Source organism: Leclercia sp. Colony189, from assembly GCF_009740165.1.
Classification (GTDB): Bacteria; Pseudomonadota; Gammaproteobacteria; order Enterobacterales; family Enterobacteriaceae; genus Enterobacter.
Window position 1 is genome coordinate 3,298,280 of sequence record NZ_CP046557.1, and the last position, 16,358, is coordinate 3,314,637.

General features: G+C 57.9%; 15 protein-coding genes. 2 read left to right on the top strand and 13 right to left on the bottom strand.

What is annotated here, in order from left to right:
• Window positions 1–45: 45 nt before the first annotated feature.
• From menF to GNG29_RS15730, 3 genes are all read right to left on the bottom strand, one after another.
• Window positions 46–1,341: an isochorismate synthase MenF gene (menF, locus tag GNG29_RS15720; protein WP_156654948.1), complete on the bottom strand. Its 1,296-nt coding sequence runs from the start codon at window positions 1,339–1,341 to the stop codon at window positions 46–48.
• 98 nt (window positions 1,342–1,439) lie between these two features.
• Window positions 1,440–1,745, bottom strand: coding sequence for a stress response protein ElaB (gene elaB / locus GNG29_RS15725; RefSeq protein WP_103180450.1), 306 nt, complete (start codon window positions 1,743–1,745; stop codon window positions 1,440–1,442).
• Between the two features lie 62 nt (window positions 1,746–1,807).
• On the bottom strand, window positions 1,808–2,269 hold the full coding sequence (locus GNG29_RS15730) for a GNAT family N-acetyltransferase (protein WP_103180452.1): 462 nt from the start codon (window positions 2,267–2,269) through the stop codon (window positions 1,808–1,810).
• Between the two features lie 73 nt (window positions 2,270–2,342).
• Between GNG29_RS15730 and rnz the strand changes: the two genes are divergently transcribed.
• Window positions 2,343–3,260 (top strand): ribonuclease Z, encoded by a 918-nt coding sequence (gene rnz / locus GNG29_RS15735; protein ID WP_103180454.1) that lies wholly within the window; start codon window positions 2,343–2,345, stop codon window positions 3,258–3,260.
• A 66-nt stretch (window positions 3,261–3,326) separates the two neighbouring features.
• Window positions 3,327–4,331, top strand: a complete 1,005-nt coding sequence (locus tag GNG29_RS15740; protein ID WP_103180456.1) for a chemotaxis protein — start codon at window positions 3,327–3,329, stop codon at window positions 4,329–4,331.
• Window positions 4,332–4,440: 109 nt separating this feature from the next.
• On the opposite strand, the gene nuoN is transcribed toward GNG29_RS15740, so the two are convergent.
• The 10 genes from nuoN to nuoE all read right to left on the bottom strand — a co-directional run bounded on the left by nuoN (window position 4,441) and on the right by nuoE (window position 16,357).
• Entirely contained in the window at window positions 4,441–5,898 is a 1,458-nt protein-coding gene (nuoN, locus tag GNG29_RS15745; protein WP_103180457.1) for an NADH-quinone oxidoreductase subunit NuoN, read from the bottom strand.
• Window positions 5,899–5,904: 6 nt separating this feature from the next.
• A complete protein-coding gene (gene nuoM, locus GNG29_RS15750) occupies window positions 5,905–7,434 on the bottom strand; it encodes an NADH-quinone oxidoreductase subunit M (RefSeq protein ID WP_156654950.1) in 1,530 nt (509 codons plus the stop codon).
• A 76-nt stretch (window positions 7,435–7,510) separates the two neighbouring features.
• Window positions 7,511–9,352, bottom strand: a complete 1,842-nt coding sequence (gene nuoL / locus GNG29_RS15755; RefSeq protein ID WP_156654951.1) for an NADH-quinone oxidoreductase subunit L — start codon at window positions 9,350–9,352, stop codon at window positions 7,511–7,513.
• Window positions 9,349–9,651, bottom strand: a complete 303-nt coding sequence (gene nuoK, locus GNG29_RS15760; protein ID WP_049841347.1) for an NADH-quinone oxidoreductase subunit NuoK — start codon at window positions 9,649–9,651, stop codon at window positions 9,349–9,351. Before nuoK ends, nuoL begins: the two co-directional genes overlap by 4 nt.
• Complete coding sequence (nuoJ, locus tag GNG29_RS15765; protein ID WP_103180463.1) at window positions 9,648–10,202, bottom strand: NADH-quinone oxidoreductase subunit J; 555 nt, start codon at window positions 10,200–10,202, stop codon at window positions 9,648–9,650. The genes nuoK and nuoJ overlap by 4 nt, the downstream gene beginning before the upstream one ends.
• Window positions 10,203–10,213: 11 nt before the next feature.
• Window positions 10,214–10,756 carry an NADH-quinone oxidoreductase subunit NuoI gene (nuoI, locus tag GNG29_RS15770; RefSeq protein WP_103180465.1) on the bottom strand — a complete coding sequence of 181 codons (543 nt, stop codon included), beginning with the start codon at window positions 10,754–10,756 and terminating at the stop codon, window positions 10,214–10,216.
• 14 nt (window positions 10,757–10,770) lie between these two features.
• On the bottom strand, window positions 10,771–11,748 hold the full coding sequence (gene nuoH / locus GNG29_RS15775; RefSeq protein WP_039030977.1) for an NADH-quinone oxidoreductase subunit NuoH: 978 nt from the start codon (window positions 11,746–11,748) through the stop codon (window positions 10,771–10,773).
• The gene (gene nuoG / locus GNG29_RS15780) at window positions 11,745–14,468 is read right to left on the bottom strand and encodes an NADH-quinone oxidoreductase subunit NuoG (protein WP_139156354.1); all 2,724 of its coding nucleotides are present in this window, start codon (window positions 14,466–14,468) and stop codon (window positions 11,745–11,747) included. The genes nuoH and nuoG overlap by 4 nt, the downstream gene beginning before the upstream one ends.
• A 54-nt stretch (window positions 14,469–14,522) precedes the next feature.
• The gene (gene nuoF / locus GNG29_RS15785) at window positions 14,523–15,860 is read right to left on the bottom strand and encodes an NADH-quinone oxidoreductase subunit NuoF (protein ID WP_103180470.1); all 1,338 of its coding nucleotides are present in this window, start codon (window positions 15,858–15,860) and stop codon (window positions 14,523–14,525) included.
• Entirely contained in the window at window positions 15,857–16,357 is a 501-nt protein-coding gene (gene nuoE, locus GNG29_RS15790) for an NADH-quinone oxidoreductase subunit NuoE (protein ID WP_014170998.1), read from the bottom strand. Before nuoE ends, nuoF begins: the two co-directional genes overlap by 4 nt.
• Between the last annotated feature and the right edge of the window lies 1 nt (window position 16,358).

Sequence of the window (16,358 nt, forward strand, 5' to 3'; positions counted from 1 at the left end):
AGAAAGATGTAATTTTGATATGAATCGGGAATGTATGACTCAGTATTAATCCTTTAGGAGCAGAGAGCGCAGCCCGGCTGCTTTATTTTCAATCTCCTGCCACTCCTGATCGGGGTCAGAACCGCTGACGATCCCCGCCCCGGCATACAGGCGAACACAGCTCTCCTCAACGCTTGCCGAACGCAGCGCCACGCAGAACTCGCTTTGTGCTAACGAGAGATACCCGGCGGAACCGGCATACCACTCCCGGTCGAAGGGTTCATTGTGGGCGATGAAATCCCACGCCGCCTGGCGCGGCAGACCGGCAACGGCCGCGGTAGGCTGCAGGCGCAGCAGGCACTGTTCATCGTCCGGCTGTTGCAGCGCGGTCCAGATGCAGCGGCGTAAATGCTGAACCTTCCGCAAGCGCACGATTTGCGGCGGGAGGACATCAAGCACCCCGTTTTCCCGCTGCAGGCGCTGGCAGATGTCCTCAACCACCAGCATATTTTCCCGCTGGTTTTTATCGTCGGTCATCAGCCAGTTACCCAGCCGTGCGGCATGGGCATCGTCCGGATGGCTGGCAACGGTACCGGCCAGCGCTTCGGTGCGCAGCAGCAAACCGCGCCGCCGCCACAGCCGTTCCGGCGATGAGCCGAGAAACGCCCGGCTGGCATCAGGGCGCATAAAGAAGTGATAGCACTGGAAGTTGACCTGCCGGCTGGCCGCCATCAGCGCGGCGGGGTTTACCGCCTCGTTAAACTGCAAATCTGTCGCCCGGGCCAGCACCACTTTATCGAATGCCCCCCGGCCGATAGCCTCTGTCGCCCGGGTAATCAGCTGAAGCCAGCCGGCCCGGTCAGGGAGATGCGTTTCGCTCACCACCGCCTGCGTGACCGGGGCGACAGGCTGGCTCTCCGCCAAAGTCTGCATAAACTCCCGCGCGCGCTGGGCCTCCGCTTTCAGGGAGGTGTCGCTCCAGAGCACCAGGCGCAACGTTGCGGTCCCGCCGAAGCGCTGCCACAAAAGGCGCGGCAGGAACAGGCTGCCCTGCTTTGGATCGAAGGCATTAACGCCCACCACTCTCAGGTCGGGTGCGTGTGGATAACGCTTTAAAAACTGACGGGCAACGGATAACGAGGAGAAATGCGTTATCGCTCCGAGAGCAGCATACTCTTCGTCGCCATTGCGCTGCTGCCAGTAGAACTGCGGGTAGATGTGCTGGGCATTCAGCCAGCCGAGCGGATCAAACGCGTCGTTGAGGGCAAAGGAGACATCGAGATAATGCAGGCCTGGGGTATCGGGAAAATCGTCAGCTAATTGTTGGCAAAGGCCTTTCAGCGCGGTTGAAATCGAGTGCACGCGAACTTCTCCCAGCTCAAAAACCTCACATTATAAGGGGTACTAAACAGAAAAAGCAGTACCCCGAGTTGGCAGGGAGAAGCGTTCGTGCTGTGTTGTTAACGGCGGGCGAGTAAAATACCCAACACCAGGCCGGCGGCGGCGCCTACGCCAATCCCCTGCCACGGCTTTTCACGGACATAATCATCCGCACGATAGACCGCTTTTTTGGCCTTGTAATAGTATTGATCGGACGCATGACCCACGCGCGTTTTCACATCATGCAGAGCCTGCTCAGCACGCGCTTTTAGCTCAATGTATTTCTGATCGGCCGGATCGCCGGAAGAGCGTAAGACCTCCTCCAGGGTTTCACTCAGCAGGGTCAGATCGTCATCTACATGGTTATCCGATGATTGATAAGACATAGTGTTCTCCATGTGGTTGCATCAGTTCCGTAACTATAGACAATGCTTGACGATTCCGCCTGCTACGCTTGTTGTACCTCTTTTGCCATACCCACGTGCGGAATGCCATCTTCGTCGTAGATATCCGTCACCTGCACAAAGCCAAAACGGGCATAAAAAGTGTGCAGATGCGCCTGCGCCCCGAGGTATAACGCCTTGTCGGGCCAGTTATTTTCGCAGGAACGCAGCGCGTGCTCCATCAGGGCATAGCCCAGCTTCTCGCCCCGCACCTCGCGGCTGATAATCACGCGGCCAATCACAACGGGGGAGAAATCGTCGTCACTTTTCAGAATCCTCGCATACGCCACCAGCCGGTTATCTTTCCAGCCGAGGATATGGCGGTTCTCCCCCACCAGGTCTTCGCCGTCAATGTCCTGATAGGGGCAGGTTTGCTCAACGACAAACACCTCACAGCGCAGTTGAAGTAAGGCGTAAAGCACAGGAACGGACAGCTCGCTATGGTGCAGATCTTGCCACTGGATCATTGGGGTCTCCTTATCGTGAGGGGAGCCGTTATACTAATGACTTTTCATCCCCGGTGCAGAGGCTGAGTGCATTATGGAGCTGTTTTTTTTAGGAACATCCGCTGGCGTACCGACCCGTACGCGCAACGTCACCTCAATTTTGCTGGATCTCCAGCACCCCACCCGCGGCGGGCTGTGGATGTTTGACTGCGGCGAAGGCACGCAGCACCAGCTGCTGCGCACCGCCGCGCATCCCGGCAAGCTGGATAAAATTTTCATTACTCACCTGCACGGGGACCACCTTTTTGGCCTGCCGGGGCTGCTCTGCAGCCGCTCGATGGCAGGCAATATCCAGCCGCTGACCATTTACGGCCCGCCCGGTATCCGGGAGTTTGTTGAAACCAGCCTGCGGATCAGCGGCTCGTGGACGGATTATCCCCTCGAGATTATTGAGATCAAACCGGGCGTGGTGTTCAAAGATGATGCCTACACGGTGACCGCCGCGGCGCTCAATCACCCCGTGGAGTGTTACGGTTTTCGCATTGAAGAGCGGGATAAACCCGGCGCGCTGGACGGTGCCGCGCTGATTGCCGCGGGAGTGCCCTTCGGCCCGCTGTTTCAGCAGCTAAAACGCGGCGAAAGCGTCACCCTGGAAGATGGCCGAACCATCAATGGCGCGGCGTATCTCTCCCCGCCCCGTCCGGGTAAGAAGCTGGCCCTCTTCGGGGATACCGCCCCCTGCGACAACGCCCTTGCGCTGGCTCAGGGCGTCGATCTGCTGGTGCATGAGGCCACCCTGGAGGTAGCGATGGAGGAGAAAGCCAATAGCCGCGGCCACAGCTCCACGCATCAGGCGGCCAGGCTTGCCCGCGACGCGCAGGTAAAAAAACTGATCGTCACCCACGTCAGCTCCCGTTACGACGCCGAAGGCTGCGCCATGCTGCTGGCGGAGTGTTGCGCCATCTTTGCTGCCAGCGAGCTGGCAGAAGATTTTGCTACCGTGCGCGTTTAATGCTCTGGTTTTCCCCGAAACTGCCGATAACCCTATCAGGCCGGTATTTTTCACTGAGGGGCAAACATGGATAACTTCCAGAAAGACATTGATGACAGGGCAAATCTTACTCTGTCGAACCGATTTGAGCTGCTGCTGTTTCGTCTTGGCCGCTCAATGAATGAAAACAAATCTGAGCTGTTCGGCATCAACGTCTTTAAGCTTCGCGAGATTGTGCCCATGCCCTCGTTCACCAAACCGGCGGGGATGAAGTCGCCCCTGATGGGTATGGTTAATATTCGCGATCAGGTGATCCCGGTTATCGACCTGGCCGCGGTGGCAGGCTGCAAGCCAACGACGGGGCTGAACATTTTGCTGATCACCGAGTATGCCCGTAGCGTCCAGGCGTTTGCCGTGGAGTCGGTCGAAAATATCATGCGCCTGGACTGGAAGCAGGTGCATGCGGCGGAAACCGCGGTCAGCGGACGCTATATCACCAGTATCGCCTGTCTGGATGAGAAGACGGATACCAACGATCTGGCGATGGTGCTGGACGTTGAGCAGATCCTCTATGACATCACTCCGGCTAACCACGACCTGCATGCTACCGATCTGAAAATCACCAAATTCAATATCAAGCCGGGTGCGGTGGCGATTGTGGCAGAAGACTCCAAAGTGGCGCGCTCAATGCTGGAAAAAGGGCTGCAGGCGATGCAGATCCCGGCGCAGCTGCATATCACCGGCAAAGAGGCCTGGGAGAAGATCGGCGTGCTGGCCGCGCAGGCCCAGGCGGAAGGGGTGCCCATTACCGATAAGATCTCGCTGGTGCTGACCGACCTTGAGATGCCGGAGATGGATGGCTTTACCCTGACGCGCAAAATCAAAACCGACGCCATCCTGAAGGATATTCCGGTGGTGATCCACTCTTCCCTGTCCGGTAACGCCAACGAAGATCATATCCGCAAGGTGAAAGCCGATGGATACGTGGCGAAGTTCGAGCTGAACGAGCTGTCATCGGTGATTGAAGAGGTGCTGGAGCGCGCCAACAAGAAAATCGACGGGCCGCTGATTAGCCGTAAGCAGCTGGCTTAAGCCCGGCGGCGCTTCGCTTGCACGGGCCTACGGTTTTGTAGGCCGGGTAAGCGCAGCGCCACCCGGCAATAAAAAAACCCGCCGAAGCGGGTTTTTTTTTCTGCCATTTTTACATCAGCGGCATCGCATGCTGCACGATGGTGATCAGCGGCTGCGGATAGATACCGAAGATCAGCACCAGCAGCGCGGAGATGAGCACCACAATACCGCCGGCGCTGTACTGCCAGTTGCCTGGCGCATCGCGGTTGAGCTGCTGAGGCGCACTCAGGTAGAGGCTCACGGCAACGCGCAGGTAGTAGTAGAGACCAATCGCGGAGCCGATAACGACACCCGCCGTCAGCCACCACAGACCGGCCTGCACACCCACTGCCAGCACATAGAACTTCCCGATAAAGCCGAGCGTCATCGGGATACCTGCCAGCGAGAGCATCATCACGGTCATCACCGCGGAGAGGATCGGACGGTGCCAGAACAGACCACGGTAGGAGAAGAGCGAGTCGGCATCCGGGCCACGGTACGGGCTGGACATCAGGCTCACCACGCCGAAGGCGCCGAGGCTGCTGAACAGGTAACCGGCCAGGTAGACACCCACGGTCTCCATGGACATCTGACCGCTCTGCAGGGCAATCAGCGCCACCATCAGATAGCCGAGGTGGGAGATGGAGGAGTAACCGAGCAGACGCTTGATGTTGGTCTGGCTCAGCGCCATCAGGTTACCGAAGATGATGGAGACAAAGGCGATCACGCCCAGCACTACGCGAACCGCTTCGCTGTCACCCACCGGGGCGTAGAGGAACAGACGCATCACCACCCCGAAGATAGCGATCTTGCTCGCCGTCGCCAGGAAGGTGGATACCGGCGCTGGCGCACCCTGGTAGACGTCTGGCGTCCACAGGTGGAACGGCACCAGAGAGAGTTTAAAGCCGAGGCCAACAATCATCATGCCCAGACCCGCCAGCAGCAGCGGCTCATGCAGCATGCCGTCGCCGAGGCTCTTGCCGAGCGCTTCAAATGAGAGGTTACCGGACTGAGCGTAGAGCAGCGCAATACCAAACAGCAGGAAGGACGAAGCAGCAGCAGACAGGATCGTATACTTGATACTCGCTTCCAGAGAGCGCTTCTGGCGGAAGGCATAACCAATCAGGCCGAACAGCGGCAGCGAGATCAGCTCAATACCGAGGAACAGCGCCGCCAGATGGTTGGCATTCGCCAGCAGAATGCCGCCCAGGGCCGCAATCAGAACCAGCAGGTAAAACTCTTCTCTGTTGTCGTTGTACCCTTCCAGCCACGGGTAGGCAAAGGTGCAGGTCGCCAGACTGGCTAACAGCACCAGCCCGGTGTAGAGCATGGCGAAGCCATCAACGCGCATCAGCGGCGTGACGTCCATCGCCCCCGCCTGGCCAACAAACCAGAGGGAGACTAACGCAGCGTTCAGACCCAGAACCGCCAGCGTGGCATTCAGGAAGTGATTGCGTCGCCACGCAATGGAGAGCATCACAACCACCACCGTCAATCCGACGATCAGCAGCGGTAGCAGCGCAATCAGTTGTTGTGGAGTTATTGTCATGGCGATTTACGGCCTTGTAGTAGAAGCAGAATTAACAAACCACTGCTGGATATTACCCATCGCGGAGTGCGAGGTATCCAGAATCGGCTGCGGGAAGAAGCCCAGCAGCACCAGCAGTACGACCAGCAGCAGGATGATGAACAGCTCGCGCAGCGACATCCCCGGCAGTTCTTTGGCAGCGATCTCACTCTTCGCTTTACCGAAGTAAGCGCGGTGCAGCATCGCCAGCGAGTAAACGGAGGCGAACACCAGACCGAAGGTGGAGATGACGGTAATCATCGGTACCACCTTGAAGCTGCCGAACAGGATCATAAATTCGCCAACGAAGTTACCGGTCCCCGGCATCCCCAGCGTGGCAACCGCGAAGAACATCGACATCGCTGGCAGCCACTTAATTTTGCTCCACAGACCACCCATCTGACGCATGTCACGGGTGTGCAGACGTTCGTACAGCTGACCACACAGGATGAAGAGACCGGCTGCGGAGAGACCGTGGGCAATCATCTGGATCACCGCGCCCTGGTAGGCCAGCTGGCTGCCGGTGTAGATAGCAATCAGCACGAAGCCCATGTGGGAAACGGAGGTGTAGGCAATCAGACGCTTGATGTCGTACTGCGTGAAGGCCATCCAGGCACCGTAGAAGATACCGATCACACCGAGCCACATGGCAATCGGCGCAAACTCTGCGGAGGCATTCGGGAACAGCGGCAGCGCGAAACGCAGCAGACCGTAGGCCGCGGTTTTCAGCAGGATACCCGCCAGGTCAACGGAACCCGCCGTTGGTGCCTGGGAGTGCGCATCTGGCAGCCAGCCGTGCAGCGGCACCACCGGCATCTTCACCGCAAACGCAATGAAGAAGCCCAGCATCAGCAGGTATTCTACGCCGTGGGACATTGGGGTCTTCAGCAGGTCCTGATAGTTGAAGGTCCAGACGCCGGTCGCGTTGTAGTGCACGAAGACCAGCGCCAGGATGGCAATCAACATCACCAGACCACTCGCCTGGGTATAGATGAAGAACTTGGTGGCCGCCGTGATACGCGTTTTACCGTCGGATGCCTTATGGCCCCACAGCGCGATCAGGAAGTACATCGGCACCAGCATCATCTCCCAGAAGAAGAAGAAGAGGAACATGTCGATGGCAAGGAACACGCCGATCACGCCGCCCAGGATCCACATCAGGTTCAGGTGGAAGAAGCCTTGGTATTTTTCGATTTCTCGCCAGGAGCAAAGCACCGCCAGAACGCCGAGCAGACCGGTCAGCACCACCATCAGCAGCGACAGACCATCAATCGCCAGATGGATGGTGATACCGAAACGCGGGATCCACGGCAGAATAAATTCAGACTGCCACTGCGGAATGCCCGCAGACTGGGTCAGTGAATAGCCGCCCTGCAACCAGAGTTGCAGACCGAGCGCGAGCGTCAATCCCATGGTGATCAGCGCAATCCAGCGCGGCATCTTCACGCCAAAGCGTTCGGTCTGCCAGCACAGGAACCCACCGATAAAGGGAATTAATATTAGCCAGGGTAGTAACATGGCGATTTGCATTCCTTTTTAAGGCCCCCAGAAGGGGCCTGATTTTCAACGAATTCGAATAAAATTCACTTAACGATCAACGCAATACCATCAGCAGCGCCAGCACCACAACCGCGCCGATGCTCATGGACGCTACATACCAGCGCAGATACCCGTTCTCGCTGAACAGCAGGCCTTTACCTGCCAGGCGGGAAAGGATGGCCGGGATGTTCATTACCGCGTTCAGCGGATCGCGTTTGATAAGCCACGCAATGCCGAGGAACGGTTTCACGAAGATCATGTCGTACAGCCAGTCGAAGCCCCACGCGTTATACCACCAGGTGCCCAGCAGACGGCCCGGCGCACTGTTGGCAACCGAGGTGACCAGGGTACGTTTGCCCAGCCACAGCCATGCCGCAATCAGGATACCCGCGATAGCGACCACACCGGAGGTGATTTCAAGCGTCAGAACGCGACCGTGCTCAAGCTCGGTGGTGTCTGGCAGTACGCCCTGCAGCGGTGGCACAATCATCGCGCCAACGAAGGTGGAGAGTACCAGCAGCACAATCAGCGGCAGGTGGTGGGTAATCCCCTTCCCTGCGTGAGCGTGAATTTGTTCTTTACCGTGGAAGACGATGAAAATCATACGGAAGGTATACAGGGAGGTCATAAACGCACCGACCAGACCCGCAACCATCAGATTGATATGCCCGTTCGCCATGGCCCCCGCCAGGATTTCGTCCTTACTGAAGAAGCCCGCGGTGATCAGCGGCAGTGCCGCCAACGCCGCGCCGCCCACCAGGAAGCAGACGTAAACCAGCGGGATGGACTTACGCAGTCCGCCCATTTTGAAGATGTTCTGCTCGTGGTGGCAGGCCAGGATCACCGAACCGGACGAGAGGAACAGCAGCGCTTTAAAGAACGCGTGCGTCATCAGATGGAAAATCGCCGCGTCCCACGCCTGTACGCCCAGCGCCAGGAACATATAGCCAATCTGGCTCATGGTGGAGTAAGCGAGAACGCGTTTGATGTCGGTCTGGACCAGCGCGGCAAAGCCTGCCAGCACCAGCGTCACCGCACCGACGATACCCACCAGATGCAGAATTTCCGGAGTCATCAGGAACAGGCCATGGGTACGCGCAATCAGGTAAACACCGGCGGTCACCATGGTGGCGGCGTGGATCAGCGCGGAGACAGGGGTTGGACCCGCCATCGCGTCGGCAAGCCAGGTCTGCAACGGCAGCTGTGCAGATTTACCCACAGCGCCACCCAGCAGCATCAGGGTTGCCCACCACAGCATATTGTTGCCGGCTTCGAAGTGCGCCGGTGCCAGTTCCACCATCTCGCGGAAGTTCAGCGTGCCCAGCTCGTTGTAGAGAATGAACAGCGCGAAGGCGAGGAAGACGTCACCCACACGGGTCACAACGAACGCTTTCATGGCCGCTGCGCCATTCTTCGGATCGGTGTAGTAGAACCCGATCAGCAGGTAAGAGCAGAGACCCACCCCTTCCCAGCCGAGGTACATCAGCAGCAGGTTATCCGCCAGCACCAGTACCACCATGCTGGCGATAAACAGGTTGGTGTAGGCGAAGAAGCGGGAGTAACCCTCTTCACCGCGCATATACCAGGAGGCGAACATATGGATCAGGAAGCCGACACCGGTGACCACGGAGAGCATGGTCAGAGAGAGGCCATCCAGCACCAGATTAAAACCGATGTTGAAATCACCCACCGACATCCAGGTCCAGAGTGGAACGCTGAAAGCCTGACGTCCGTTATTAAAGAAGTCGATCCCCGCATACGCTGTGACCAGTGCGGCCAGGCCCACAGAGCCCATGCCGATGGTCGCAGAGAGATTCTCAGACCAGCGGCCGCGTGAGAACGACAGCAGCAGGAAGCCAATCAGCGGAAAAATAATGGTTAAGGCAAGCATGTTCATCCACGCAACTCACTTACTGAATCGATGTTCAGGTTCTGGCGGCGACGATGGAGCTGCAGCAACAGCGCCAGGCCAATACTCGCTTCCGCAGCCGCGAGGCTGATAGCGAGAATGTACATCACCTGACCATCGGTCTGGCCCCAGTAGCTACCGGCAACCACAAAGGCCAGCGCGGAAGCGTTGATCATGATCTCCAGGCCAATCAGCATAAACAGCAGATTGCGGCGGATAACCAGACCGGTTAAGCCCAGCACGAATAAAATCGCGGCGAGGATCAGTCCGTGTTGTAAAGGGATCATGCGTGATCCTCCGTTTTTCTTTTCGCGCTGTCGTCCTTACGGTTGCTCAGCACTTCACCCATGCGCTCTTCGCGACCCACGTGGAAAGCAACGACCAGGCCTGCCAGCAGCAGCATCGAGGCCAGTTCCACCGCCAGTACGTATGGCCCAAACAGGGTGACACCCACCGCTTTGGCGCTGATTGGCGTGCCGTCGATACCCTGGTCGTTCACACCCAGAATGGCGTAAACGATCACCGCCAGCATGATGGCCGACAGAATTGCCGGGCCAATCCACACCTGCGGTTGCAGCCACTGACGTTCCTGCTCGATCTCAGAGCCGCCCAGGTTCAGCATCATCACCACGAAGACGAACAGAACCATGATGGCCCCGGCGTAAACGATGATTTCAAGCGCACCGGCAAAGTGTGCGCCCAGCGCAAAGAACACCCCGGAAATAGCCAGCAGCGAAATGATTAAATAGAGCAGCGCATGCACCGGGTTGGTGTGCGTAATCACTCGCAGCGTAGCCAGGATGGCGATCAGGCCACAGATATAAAAAGCGAATTCCATTGCCCCTCTCCTTACGGTAACAGGCTCTTGACGTCGATAGGCTTGGCTTCGTTCTCTGCTTCGCCCTTATCTTTGCCGTCGATTGCCATACCCGCCATCCGGTAGAAGTTATATTCCGGGTATTTGCCCGGACCGGAAATCAGCAGATCCTCTTTCTCGTACACCAGATCCTGACGTTTGAATTCACCCAGTTCGAAATCGGGGGTCAACTGAATCGCCGTGGTCGGGCACGCTTCTTCACACAGGCCGCAGAAGATGCAGCGTGAGAAGTTAATGCGGAAGAACTCAGGGTACCAGCGACCGTCCACCGTCTCTGCTTTCTGCAGAGAGATACAGCCTACCGGACAGGCTACCGCACACAGGTTACAGGCAACGCAGCGCTCCGAACCGTCCGGATCGCGCGTCAGCACGATACGGCCACGGTAGCGCGGCGGCAGATATACCGGTTCTTCCGGATACATCCGGGTTTCGCGTTTAGAAAACGCGTGCAGGCCGATCATCCAGATACTGCGTACCTGGGTGCCGAAACCTACCAATAATTCTTTTAAGGTCATGATCTCAAAGCCCCTTATGGCTGCTGCCAAAGAATGACAGCCGCCGTTACCAACAAGTTGACGAGCGTCAGCGGCAGGCACACTTTCCAGCCGAAGGACATTACCTGGTCATAACGCGGACGTGGTAATGCAGCGCGAATCAAAATGAACATCATCATGAAGAACGCGGTTTTCAGCGCGAACCAGATGAACGGCGGTAAGAACGGGCCATGCCAGCCACCAAAGAACAGCGTGACCATCAATGCGGAAATGGTGACGATACCGATGTACTCGCCCACGAAAAACAGACCGAACTTCATACCGGAATATTCAATGTGGTAACCGTCAGCCAGTTCCTGCTCGGCTTCTGGCTGGTCAAACGGGTGGCGGTGACACACTGCCACACCGGCGATAGCAAAGGTAACAAAACCAAAGAACTGCGGGATAACGTTCCAGATGTCGGCCTGGTTGTTGACGATGTCGGTCATGTTGAATGAACCGGCCTGCGCCACCACGCCCATCAGGGAGAGACCCAGGAACACTTCGTAGCTGAGCGTCTGCGCAGACGCACGCATCGCACCCAGCAGGGAGTATTTGTTGTTACTGGACCAGCCTGCAAACAGTACCGCGTAAACCGCGAGACCTGCCATCATCAGGAAGAACAGAATGCCGATGTTCAAATCAGCGACCACCCAGGTCGGGCTGACCGGAACGATAGCAAACGCCAGCAGCAGCGAGGTAAAGGCGATCATCGGTGCCAGAGTAAAGATCACGCGATCCGAGAAGCGCGGGATCCAGTCCTCTTTGAAGAACATCTTGATCATGTCCGCGACCAGCTGGAGTGAACCACCCCAGCCCACGCGGTTCGGTCCGTAACGGTTCTGGAACAGACCGAGCAGACGACGTTCACCAAAGCTCATGAACGCACCGCAGGTGACCACCACCAGCAGGATAACAACCGCTTTCAGGATGCTCAGCAGGATATCGATAAGATCCGGCGTTAACCAACTCATGCTTTTGCCTCCTGCAGGTTATCAAGACGCGCGCCGGCCAGCACCGGGGCGATGCCAGGCATACCCATCGGCAGACCCACCTGCCCTGCTGTCAGACCTTCAGAGATAATCAGCGGCAGGCTGATTGTCTGGCCTTCATAGCTAAAGCTGATGTTCGCGCCCGCGTTGACGCCAAGCTTCGCGGCGTCTGCCGGGTTGAGCTTGATGTAAGGCTGCGGCATGCGGGTCTGGAAGACCGGGGAACGCTGTGACAGCTCGTCGCTACCAAACAGATGGTAGTACGGCGCAATACGCCAGTTACCCTCTTCTGCCTGGAAGCGTGCCGGAACGGTGGAGAAGAACGCCAGACCGGTTTCGCTGGCTTCAATCAGGCGTACGCCCGGATCGCCGTGGCGCAGAGAACCACCCACTTCAGCCTGGAACTTGTTCCATGCCTGCGGGGAGTTCCAGCCTGGCGCCCATGCGAATGGGATCTGCGAACGTGGCGCAGACGGCTGGTTGTTCCCTTCCATCGAGAAGGCGAACATGGTGTCTTTATCCTGCGGCTGACGCGGTTCGTGTACGCTGATATTGGCGCGCATTGCAGTACGGCCACTGTAGCGATGCGGTTCACGCGCCAGTTTCTGGCCGCGAATACGGAAGCTCGCTTCCGGCGCCGCATCTTTGATGCCTGCCAGCTGCGGCAGCTTTTCAATAACGGCGTCGATCACGTGGTCGAGCTGCGTCCAGTCCACCTCACGGCTCAGCACGGTGCTGTGCAGGGAGTGCAGCCAGCGCCAGCTTTCCAGCATCAGGGTGGTATTGTCGTAGTAGGCCGGGTCATAAACTTGGAAGAAGCGCTGGGCGCGGCCTTCGTTGTTAATCACCGTCCCGTCGCTTTCCGCGAAGCTTGCCGCAGAGAGCACCAGGTGCGCTTTGTCCATAATGGCGGTGCGCTGATGGTCGATAACCATCACCAGCGGCGCCTTAGAGAGCGCAGCATCTACGCGTGCGGCAGAAGCATGGCGGTGAAGATCGTTTTCAAGTACGACAACGGCATCCGCAGAGCCAGATTCCAGTTCACTCAGCGCCTCTTCCAGAGAGCCGCCGCCGATCATACCCAGACCAATGCTGTTTACCGCACGGGCAATCATGGTTACGCCAACGTCGGCGCCACGGCCTTTCAGCGCTTTGGCCACGTTCGCTGCCGCTTCAATGATCTCGCTGCTGCCGGCGTTGGTACCGGAGATAATCAGGGGTTTCTTCGCACCGGCCAGCGCCTGCACGATAACGTCAACTTTGTTCTGCAGATCGCGATCCAGCTCAACGGCCGGGGCACTGCTGTCCAGGCCGTTAGCAATAGCAAAGCCGAGACGGGCCTGATCTTCCACCGGCGCGCGGTAGGTCCAGGCGGCGATGTCGTCGAGACGGGTGTCATCAACGTTGGTCACGAACAGCGGATGCTTCGCGCGCTGACCGATGTTGAGGATAGCCGCGATCTGCCAGTCAGCCACTTTCTGTGCCGCTGCCATTTCACGCGCTTTCCCTTTCACCGCCTGACGAACCGCCAGGGCTGCGCGAGCGCCGGTCTGGGTCAAATCTTCGCCCAATACCAGTACCGCATCATAGGATTCGATTTCGCGCAGCGCCGGGGTATGGATACCGCCTTCGCGCAGCACTTTCAGCACCAGCTGCAGACGTTCCTGCTCGCCCTGGGCGATACCGGTGTAGAAGTTATCCGCACCCACCAGCTCGCGCAGCGCGAAGTTGCTTTCGATGCTGGCGCGCGGGGAGCCGATACCGATCACTTTCTTCGACTGGCGCAGAATATCCGCCGCGCCCTGCATCGCCTGTTCAGCGTTCAGGGTGATGAAGTCATCGCCACGGCGCTGAACCGGACGACGCGGACGGTCTTTCAGGTTCACATAGCCATAGCCGAAACGACCGCGGTCGCAGAGGAAGTAGTGGTTAACAGTACCGTTGTAACGGTTTTCGATACGACGCAGTTCGCCGTAACGTTCACCCGGGCTGGTGTTACAGCCCAGCGAACACTGCTGGCAGATGCTTGGCGCAAACTGCATGTCCCACTTACGGTTGTAACGCTCGGAGTGAGTTTTATCGGTGAAGACGCCGGTCGGGCAGATCTCTACCAGGTTACCGGAGAATTCGCTCTCAAGCGTACCGTCTTCCGGACGACCGAAGTAGACGTTGTCATGCGCGCCATAGACGCCCAGATCCTGACCATCCGCGTAGTCTTTGTAGTAACGCACGCAGCGGTAGCAGGCGATGCAGCGGTTCATTTCGTGAGAGATGAACGGCCCCAGATCCTGGTTACGGTGGGTACGCTTGGTGAAACGGTAACGACGGAAGCTGTGCCCGGTCATCACGGTCATATCCTGAAGGTGGCAGTTACCGCCCTCTTCACAGACCGGACAGTCGTGCGGGTGGTTGGTCATCAACCACTCCACCACGCTTTCGCGGAACTCTTTGGCTTCCGCATCGTCGATAGAAATAAAGGTACCTTCGGCGGCTGGCGTCATACAGGACATTACCAGGCGACCACGCGTGTCTTCCGCGTTTTGATATTGCTTCACCGCACACTGGCGGCAAGCACCGACGCTCCCCAGCGCCGGATGCCAGCAAAAATACGGAATATCAAGGCCGAGAGACAGACAAGCTTCCAGCAGGTTGTCCGCCCCGTTGACCTCATATTCTTTGCCGTCTACATGAATCGTAGCCATTAGCATGCTTCCAGTTGTCTCGGTCGAAACCGAGCGTTAATCAAAATTCTGTTTTTACCAGCGCGCTTTCAGCAGGTTCGGCTGAATCCCATTGATTGAATGGGTATTGCTGAACGGCTGCTTGATGCCTGCTTCGAATTCGTCGCGGAAATACTTAATCGCGCTCTGCAGCGGCTCAACCGCACCTGGCGCATGCGCACAGAAGGTTTTACCTGGGCCCAGGAATCGACACAGTTGCTCAAGTGTCTCGATATCGCCAGGCTGGCCTTCGCCACGCTCAATAGCACGCAGGATCTTCACGCTCCACGGCAGACCGTCGCGGCACGGCGTACACCAGCCGCAGGACTCGCGGGCAAAGAACTCTTCCAGGTTACGCACCAGCGACACCATGCCAATCTCGTGGTCGACGGCCATCGCCAGCGCCGTACCCAGACGGCTGCCTGCTTTACCAATGCTTTCGAATTCCATCGGCAGGTCAAGGTGCGCTTCGGTCAGGAAGTCTGTCCCTGCCCCACCCGGCTGCCAGGCTTTGAATTTCAGGCCATCACGCATACCGCCGGCGTAGTCTTCAAGAATTTCACGGGCGGTGGTGCCGAACGGCAGTTCCCAGACGCCAGGGTTTTTCACGCGGCCGGAGAAGCCCATCAGCTTGGTACCGGCATCTTTACTTGAGGAGATGCCCTGATACCACTCCACGCCGTTGGCGAGGATAGCCGGAACGTTACACAGGGTTTCGACGTTGTTCACGCAGGTCGGTTTACCCCATACGCCTGAGCTCGCCGGGAATGGCGGCTTGGAGCGCGGGTTGGCGCGACGCCCTTCCAGAGAGTTAATCAGCGCGGTCTCTTCCCCGCAGATATAACGCCCTGCCCCGGTGTGCACGAACAGCTCGAAATCAAACCCGGTGCCGAGAATGTTTTTGCCAAGCAGGCCCGCTTCGGTCGCCTCGGCAATCGCGCGACGCAGGTTCTCTGCCGCTTCGATGTACTCGCCGCGCAGGAAGATGTAGCCGCGATAGGCTTTCAGGGCGAAGGCGGAGATCAGCATGCCTTCCACCAGCAGGTGCGGCAGCTGCTCCATCAGCAGGCGGTCTTTATAGGTGCCCGGCTCCATCTCATCGGCATTACACAGCAGGTAACGGATGTTCATGGATTCGTCTTTTGGCATCAGGCTCCACTTCAGACCGGTGGAAAAGCCTGCGCCACCGCGCCCTTTCAGGCCAGCGTCTTTAACCGCGTTAACGATCTCATCCGGCGCCATGCCGGAGAGGGCTTTACGCGCCCCGGCATAGCCGTTTTTGCTCTGGTACTCTTCGAGCCATACCGGCTGTTTGTCATCACGCAGACGCCAGGTCAGCGGATGCGTCTCAGCAGTACGAATTACAGTTTTCATTTGTACTGCTCCAGCAGGTCAGGAATGGCTTCCGGCGTCAGATAACTGTGAGTGTCCTCATCAATCATCATGGTCGGCCCCTTGTCGCAGTTACCCAGGCAGCAGGTTGGCAGCAGGGTAAAACGACCGTCAAAGGTGGTCTGGCCCGGCTTGATATTGAGCTTCTTCTCAATCGCAGCCTGAATGCCCTGATAACCAGTGATATGGCATACCACGCTGTCGCAGTAGCGGATCACGTGACGGCCTACCGGCTGACGGAAGATCTGGCTGTAGAACGTAGCCACGCCTTCGACGTCACTCGCCGGAATACCCAGCACTTTTGCAATCTCATAGATCGCGCCATCCGGCACCCAACCACGCTGTTTCTGTACGATTTTCAGCGCTTCAATGGACGCCGCACGCGGGTCTTCGTAGTGGTGCATCTCGTGCTCAATGGCGGCACGCTCTGCTTCACTCAGCTCAAAAGCCTCGGTTTGTGGTTGTTGATTCTCGTGCATA

What these genes read in the sequence shown, in the direction of transcription:
- nuoI (WP_103180465.1), bottom strand. Translation starts at nt 10,756, where the DNA reads ATGACCTTAAAAGAATTATTGGTAGGTTTCGGCACCCAGGTACGCAGT.
- nuoM (WP_156654950.1), bottom strand. Translation starts at nt 7,434, where the DNA reads ATGTTACTACCCTGGCTAATATTAATTCCCTTTATCGGTGGGTTCCTG.
- GNG29_RS15740 (WP_103180456.1), top strand. Translation starts at nt 3,327, where the DNA reads ATGGATAACTTCCAGAAAGACATTGATGACAGGGCAAATCTTACTCTG.
- GNG29_RS15730 (WP_103180452.1), bottom strand. Translation starts at nt 2,269, where the DNA reads ATGATCCAGTGGCAAGATCTGCACCATAGCGAGCTGTCCGTTCCTGTG.
- nuoJ (WP_103180463.1), bottom strand. Translation starts at nt 10,202, where the DNA reads ATGGAATTCGCTTTTTATATCTGTGGCCTGATCGCCATCCTGGCTACG.
- rnz (WP_103180454.1), top strand. Translation starts at nt 2,343, where the DNA reads ATGGAGCTGTTTTTTTTAGGAACATCCGCTGGCGTACCGACCCGTACG.
- nuoF (WP_103180470.1), bottom strand. Translation starts at nt 15,860, where the DNA reads ATGAAAACTGTAATTCGTACTGCTGAGACGCATCCGCTGACCTGGCGT.
- nuoN (WP_103180457.1), bottom strand. Translation starts at nt 5,898, where the DNA reads ATGACAATAACTCCACAACAACTGATTGCGCTGCTACCGCTGCTGATC.
- nuoK (WP_049841347.1), bottom strand. Translation starts at nt 9,651, where the DNA reads ATGATCCCTTTACAACACGGACTGATCCTCGCCGCGATTTTATTCGTG.
- elaB (WP_103180450.1), bottom strand. Translation starts at nt 1,745, where the DNA reads ATGTCTTATCAATCATCGGATAACCATGTAGATGACGATCTGACCCTG.
- nuoL (WP_156654951.1), bottom strand. Translation starts at nt 9,352, where the DNA reads ATGAACATGCTTGCCTTAACCATTATTTTTCCGCTGATTGGCTTCCTG.
- nuoG (WP_139156354.1), bottom strand. Translation starts at nt 14,468, where the DNA reads ATGGCTACGATTCATGTAGACGGCAAAGAATATGAGGTCAACGGGGCG.
- nuoE (WP_014170998.1), bottom strand. Translation starts at nt 16,357, where the DNA reads ATGCACGAGAATCAACAACCACAAACCGAGGCTTTTGAGCTGAGTGAA.
- nuoH (WP_039030977.1), bottom strand. Translation starts at nt 11,748, where the DNA reads ATGAGTTGGTTAACGCCGGATCTTATCGATATCCTGCTGAGCATCCTG.